The 6,216-nt window shown below is 72.4% G+C and carries 4 protein-coding genes; 3 read left to right on the top strand and 1 reads right to left on the bottom strand.

The window, feature by feature from the left end; all coding sequences use genetic code 11:
- Window positions 1-54: 54 nt before the first annotated feature.
- Window positions 55-2,310 (top strand): 3-hydroxyacyl-CoA dehydrogenase NAD-binding domain-containing protein, encoded by a 2,256-nt coding sequence (locus TR48_RS37710; protein ID WP_084730096.1) that lies wholly within the window; start codon window positions 55-57, stop codon window positions 2,308-2,310.
- Between the two features lie 96 nt (window positions 2,311-2,406).
- Here the strand turns inward: TR48_RS37710 and TR48_RS37705 are convergent, their stop codons facing one another.
- Window positions 2,407-3,639: a putative hexosyltransferase gene (locus TR48_RS37705; RefSeq protein WP_052443379.1), complete on the bottom strand. Its 1,233-nt coding sequence runs from the start codon at window positions 3,637-3,639 to the stop codon at window positions 2,407-2,409.
- Between the two features lie 556 nt (window positions 3,640-4,195).
- Between TR48_RS37705 and TR48_RS37700 the strand changes: the two genes are divergently transcribed.
- Both TR48_RS37700 and TR48_RS37695 read left to right on the top strand, forming a co-directional pair.
- Window positions 4,196-5,548, top strand: a complete 1,353-nt coding sequence (locus TR48_RS37700; RefSeq protein WP_052443378.1) for a putative hexosyltransferase — start codon at window positions 4,196-4,198, stop codon at window positions 5,546-5,548.
- A 137-nt stretch (window positions 5,549-5,685) separates the two neighbouring features.
- On the top strand, window positions 5,686-6,216 hold a 531-nt coding region (locus tag TR48_RS37695), incomplete at its 3' end, for an alpha/beta fold hydrolase (RefSeq protein ID WP_042375309.1).

The raw sequence follows: 6,216 nt of genomic DNA, 5'->3' as shown, positions 1-6,216 counted from the left end.
CCCCTCCCCCACCCCGAACGCGACCGCCACCGCACGCCCGCTGGAGAAGCTGACATGACCAACGAGCAGTCCCCCACCAACACCACCGCCGTCACCACCGCGGCCGCAGCCACATCCGCAGCCGCATCCGCAGCCGCCGAGACCACCACCATCCGCTGGGAGCAGGACGGCTCCGGCGTCGTCACCCTCGTCCTGGACGACCCCACGCAGTCCGTCAACACCATGACCGAGGCGTTCCGCGCCGACCTCGCGGCGACCGTCGTGCGGCTGAAGGCGCTGCGCGAGGCGGGCGAGCTGCGCGGCGTGATCGTCGCCTCGGCCAAGAAGACCTTCTTCGCGGGCGGCGACCTGCGCCTGCTCAGCCAGGTCCGCCCGGAGAACGCGCGGGAGTTCTTCGAGGGCTCGATGGCGCTCAAGCGCGACCTGCGGGCGCTGGAGACGCTCGGGGTGCCGGTCGTCGCCGCGATCAACGGCGCGGCGCTGGGCGGCGGTCTGGAGATCGCGTTGGCCTGTCACCACCGCGTGGCGCTGGACGACCCGTCCGTGAAGATCGGGTTGCCGGAGGTGACGCTGGGTCTGCTGCCGGGCGGCGGCGGCGTGGTGCGCACGGTGCGGCTGCTGGGCATCACCGACGCGCTGCTGAAGGTGCTGCTGCAGGGCACGCAGCACCGTCCGGCCCAGGCCCTCGAAGCCGGGCTGGTGCACGAGCTGGCCGCCGACCGCGACGAGCTGCTCGCCCGGGCGCGCGCGTTCGTCGACGCGAACGAGACGGCGCAGCAGCCGTGGGACGTCAAGGGCTACAAGATCCCCGGCGGCACGCCGAGCCACCCGGCCTTCGCGGCCAACCTGCCGGCCTTCCCCGCGAACCTGCAGAAGCAGCTGCAGGGCGCGCCCTACCCGGCGCCGCGCAACATCCTGGCGACGGCGGTCGAGTCGGCGCAGGTCGACATCGACACCGCGTTCGCGATCGAAGGCCGCTACTTCACCGAGCTGGCGACGGGTCAGACCTCGAAGAACATGATCCAGGCGTTCTTCTTCGACCTGCAGGCCGTCAACTCCGGCGCCAACCGTCCCGCCGCCGTCCCGGCCCGCAAGGTGGCCAAGGTGGCCGTGCTGGGCGCGGGCATGATGGGCGCGGGCATCGCCTACTCCTGCGCCAAGGCCGGGATCCAGGTGGTGCTGAAGGACATGACCGTGGAGGCGGCCGAGCGTGGCAAGGCGTACTCCGCCGGGCTGCTGGACAAGGCGCTGTCGCGCGGTCGCACGACCGAGGCCGAGCGCGACGCGCTGCTCGCCCTGATCACCCCCACCGCCGACGTCGCCGACCTGGCCGGCTGCGACGCCGTGATCGAGGCGGTCTTCGAGAACACCGAGCTGAAGCACCAGGTCTTCGCGGAGATCCAGGACGTGGTGGCGCCGGACGCGCTGCTCTGCTCGAACACCTCGACCCTGCCCATCACGCTCCTCGCCGAGGGCATGAAGCGGCAGGAGGACTTCGTCGGGCTGCACTTCTTCTCGCCGGTCGACAAGATGCCGCTGGTCGAGATCATCAAGGGCGAGCGCACCGGGGACGAGGCGCTGGCCCGCGCGTTCGACCTGGTGCGGCAGATCAACAAGACGCCGATCGTGGTCAACGACTCCCGCGGTTTCTTCACCTCCCGGGTGATCGGGCAATTCATCAACGAGGGCGTGGCGATGGTCGGCGAGGGGGTCGACCCGTCCTCGGTCGAGCAGGCGGCGGCGCAGGCGGGCTATCCGGCCAAGGTGCTCTCGCTGATGGACGAGCTCACGCTGACGCTGCCGCGCAAGATCCGCGACGAGGCCCGCAAGGCCGTCGAGGCGGCGGGCGGGACTTGGACGCCGCACCCGGCCGACACCGTTCTGGACCGGATGCTCGACGAGTTCGGCCGGCCGGGGCGCAGTGGCGGCGCGGGTTTCTACGACTACGTGGACGGCAGGCGCGCCGGTCTGTGGCCGGGGCTGCGGGAGCACTTCTCCACGCCCGAGGGCCGCGGGGTCCCGCTCAGGGACCTGAAGGAGCGGATGCTCTTCGCGGAGGCGCTGGACAGCGTGCGCTGCCTGGAGGAGGGGGTGCTGACGTCCGTCGCGGACGCGAACATCGGCTCCATCCTCGGCATCGGCTTCCCTGGCTGGACCGGCGGCGTGCTGCAGTACGTCAACGGGTACGAGGGCGGCCTGCCGGGCTTCGTCGCCCGCGCCCGCGAGCTGGCGGCCGCCTACGGTCCGCGCTTCGAACCGCCGGCGCTGCTGGTGGAGAAGGCCGAGCGCGGCGAGGTCTTCTCCGACTGACGGCCGTTCCCCGGATCCCCGTTCCCGGGTTCCCCCGGATCCCCGGCCCCTCGGCTCCTCCTCCCTCTCGGTTCCTTGCACGGCGGCGCGTCGACGTCAGGAAGGCGCGCCGCCGTGGAAGGTGAGGGCGACGCCGTAGCAGGCCGAGCCGATCGCGGCGGCGACCAGCAGAGGACGGGCCAGTCGCGGGCGCGCGGCGAGCCACTGGGCCACGGGGTAGAGCAGCGTGAACGCGGGCAGCAGGAAGCGGGCGATGGGCGGCTCGGGCGAGGCGTTGGCGAAGTCGACGAGGAACAGCGCGAGGCCGAAGACCAGCAGCGGCACAGGCTGCCTCCGCGCGCCGCGCTGCCGCAGCGTGGCGACGAGCAGGCCGAGGTAGAGCAGGCCGGTCACGGCCATCGGGAGGTGCCCGAGGGCGTGGCGCTGGGAGGGGTGGCCGAACGCGAAGAGGCGGGTGGCCTCGTCGGCGTACCAGCGCAGGATGGACCAGCCGAAGTCGACGCCGGTGTCCCAGGCGGCCTGGATGTGGAAGTAGGCGGTCGGGGAGCCCACCGCCCAGGCGGTGTAGGCGAGGTAGCCGAGCCAGCCAAGCGGCGCCAGCAGCGCCCCCGTGACGGGGCGCCAGTGCCACGCCCGGACGCGCCACAGTTCGAGGGCGGCCGTGACGACGACGGCCGCGACCAGCGCGGTCGCACTGGGGCGGGTGAGCCCGGCGGCCACGCAGAACAGGCCGGCCGTGAGCCAGCGTCGGCGCACCAGCGCGTAGAGGCTCCAGGCGCTCAGGGCGGTGAACAGCGCCTCGGAGTAGCCGTAGCTCTCGACGGCGGCGAGCGGCAGCACCCCCCACAGCACGACGGCGTAGCGGCCGACGCGCGAGCCCCAGAGCCGGTCGGCGATGGCGAAGATCCCCCAGGCCGCGAGGAGTGAGGCGGCCCAGGTCACGAGGACGAGCGCGCCGGCCGTGCGCAGGCCGGTGAGCTCCGAGGTCAGGTGGCCGAGCCAGGGGTAGAGCGGGAAGAAGGCGCGCGGCGAGTAGGGGATGCCGTGAGCGCCGATCAGGCCGTCGGAGCGGGAGTAGCCGTGGTCGGCGATGCGGGCGTACCAGCCGGCGTCCCAGAGCGTGCCGAGGCGGGTGATGGGCGCCACGTGGTGGCCCAACCCCCAGGCGACGACGCAGAGGACGCCGAGGGCGCGCACGGCGGCGTAGGCGGCGAGGGCGGGCAGCGCGCGGCGCAGGCCGCGCCGTAGCCGCACCAGCCGGGAGACGGCGAAAGAGGAGGCACGGCTGCTGGCGGCGGACTTTTCCGCGGTCGCGTGGCCCCCCGCCATCCGTCCGCCCCTTTCCTCGCCGTGCCGGCCTGCGGTGCCGACCTGCCGTCCTGACCTGTGCCGTCCTGACCTGTGCCGTCCTGACCTGTGCCGTCCTGACCTGTGCCGTCTTGACCTGTGCCGTGCTGACCTGCGGTGCGGATCGATCCTACGGGGAGCGGAGCGGCGTCGCGGGCGGACGCGGGGATACGCGCCGGAGGCGGCCCGGCGGTCGGCACAACAGTCCGGTGTGAAACCGCATAAGAAGACGATCTCGCCGACGGACGGGGGCGAGGCGCGGGCGGGCTCGCGTCCGCCGTGACGCTTGCGGCGAAAATCGGACTAAAGTGCCTTCCGCAGGGGGCTCGGGCGGGGAAGGCGGCTCCTATGCTGCCTGTCGTGTGCACAGCATGGAGGCGTTCAGACCGTCATCTCACCTCGATTTTCCGAGCTGTACACATTATCCGTACATAGTGGAGTGCCACACTGGCATGTCTGCCCGCGGCCGAGCGCGGCGCGGCGGCCCGCTGTCCCACCAGCGGCTTCGAATTCGATCCACCGAGTCTCCGAGGAAACCGTGACCGCTCCGACCAGCGCGCCCGTGCACGAGGAACCCCCAGGGGAGGACCCCGAGCCGACGGCGCCGGTCCGTCGATTTCCGGCCGGCCTGATACCCGCGGGGGGACGTGCAGCCCTGTTCGGAGCGTGGCGTGCCGCCGAGCCGGCGCTGCTGCTCTTCCTGGTGGTCCGCGCGGCCGGCATGTCGTTGATCATGCTGCTCAGCCCGGGCAGCCCCGGCTACGCGCTGCACCGGCTCGCGGTCCACTGGGACGCGGCCTGGTACCTGGACGTGGCCATGCACGGCTACGACCACGCGATCCGCCCGTGGCTGCCGGGCGTGCCGCTGCAGAGCACCAACCTGGCGTTCTTCCCGGTCTTCCCGTGGATGATCCGCACTGTCCACGCGGTGCTGTTCTTCCTGCCCTGGGGCGCGGCCAGCCTGGTGACGGCCAGCCTGTGCGCGATGGGCGCGGCCTGGGGCATCTTCGCGGCGGTCAACGCCCGCTACGGCGACAAGGTGGCGACGGTCGCCGTGGTGCTGTGGGGCATCGCGCCGGTCGCGGCGGTGGAGACGGCCGGATACAGCGAGTCGGCGTTCACCATGATGGCGGCCTGGACGCTGTACGCGGTGGTGACCCGGCGCTGGCTGGCGGCCGGGGTGCTGTCGGTCCTGGCGGGCCTGACCCGGCCGACCGGCGTGGCCGTGGCCGCGGCGGTGATGCTGACGGGCGCGATGGAGATCTGGGTCCGGCTCCGCGAGCGCGGCGTTCGGTGGACGCTTCCGGGTCGGCTGACGTGGCTGGACTCGCTGCCGTGGTTCGACGGCGGCGACGTGCGCGCGGTGACGCCCGAGCGGGAGCCGGAACTGTGGCGTCCGTTGGTGGCGGTCGTCATCGCACCGCTCGGCTGGATCGGCTTCGTGGCCTGGACGGGCCTGCGACTGCACACCTGGGACGCGTACTTCAAGATCCAGGCGCTGTGGCACTCCAAGTTCGACTTCGGCAAGTCGACGGCCCACGACTTCAAGCACCTCTTCACCACCGCCCAGGGTGTGGGGCTTTACTACCCGGTGGTCGCGGGCATCCTGATCGCCGCCGCGGTGCTGTTCTTCACCACGATCGCGCAGCGGCAGCCGCTGTCGTTCCTGGTGTTCACGATGGTGATCATGGCGATCGCCTTCGGCGACACCGCGTACTTCGGCTCCCGCGCCCGGTTCCTGCTCCCCGCCTTCCCGCTGTTGATCCCGATCGCGGCCGGCCTGGTTCGGGTGCGCACCCGGGCGACACTGGTGGCGGCGCTGGTCGCGGGCACGCTCTGTTCGGGCCTGTACGGCGCGTACATGCTGCTGTACAACCCCACGGCACCCTGATCCGGACGGTCGGGGTCCCGCCTCCCGGCCCACGGATCGCGACCGGCCTCTTGTCGGCGAAGCTACCGTCCGGTAATTCTTACTGACGCCAGGTCTAGTAAGACGTGCCAGAGTCGCTCGCGCCCAGGGAGTGCCGCATGCCCGCCGATGTCTCGTACCAGCACGACACGCCCCAGGGTCCGCGGACCGTCACCGTGCACTACGAGCGGCGCGGCAGCGGCACCCCACTGCTGCTCCTGCACGGCATCGGCCACCACTGGCAGGCCTGGGGGCCGGTGCTGGACGCGCTGGCCGAGGAGCACGACGTCTTCGCCGTCGACCTGCCGGGCTTCGGTGCCTCAGCGCCGCTGCCGGAGGGCTCCGCGTACGACCTCGCCACCGTGGTGCCGGGCCTCGGCGGGCTCTGCGAGGCGCTAGGGATCGAGCGGCCGCACGTCGCCGGCAACTCGCTCGGCGGCCTGCTCGCCCTGGAGATGGGACGGCGCGGGCTCGCCCGGTCGGTGACCGCGCTCTCCCCCGCCGGGTTCTGGAACCGTCCCGAGCAGGCCTACGCCTTCGGCCTGCTGCTCTCCATGCGCCTCGGCGCGAAGGCCCTGCCCGCCCCGGCGGTGCGGCGGCTCGCCGAGCGCCCGGCCACCCGCGGCGTGCTGGTCGGCAGCATCTACGCC

It is taken from the genome of Streptacidiphilus neutrinimicus (assembly GCF_000787815.1).
Taxonomy (GTDB): Bacteria; Actinomycetota; Actinomycetes; order Streptomycetales; family Streptomycetaceae; genus Streptacidiphilus; species Streptacidiphilus neutrinimicus.
The sequence above is the reverse complement of the archived record's forward strand: the minus strand, read 5'-3'. Positions and strand labels throughout refer to the sequence as shown.

Bases quoted from the DNA above. Each gene is read 5' to 3' on its own strand.
- TR48_RS37705 (WP_052443379.1), bottom strand. From the start codon at position 3,639: ATGGCGGGGGGCCACGCGACCGCGGAAAAGTCCGCCGCCAGCAGCCGT.
- TR48_RS37710 (WP_084730096.1), top strand. From the start codon at position 55: ATGACCAACGAGCAGTCCCCCACCAACACCACCGCCGTCACCACCGCG.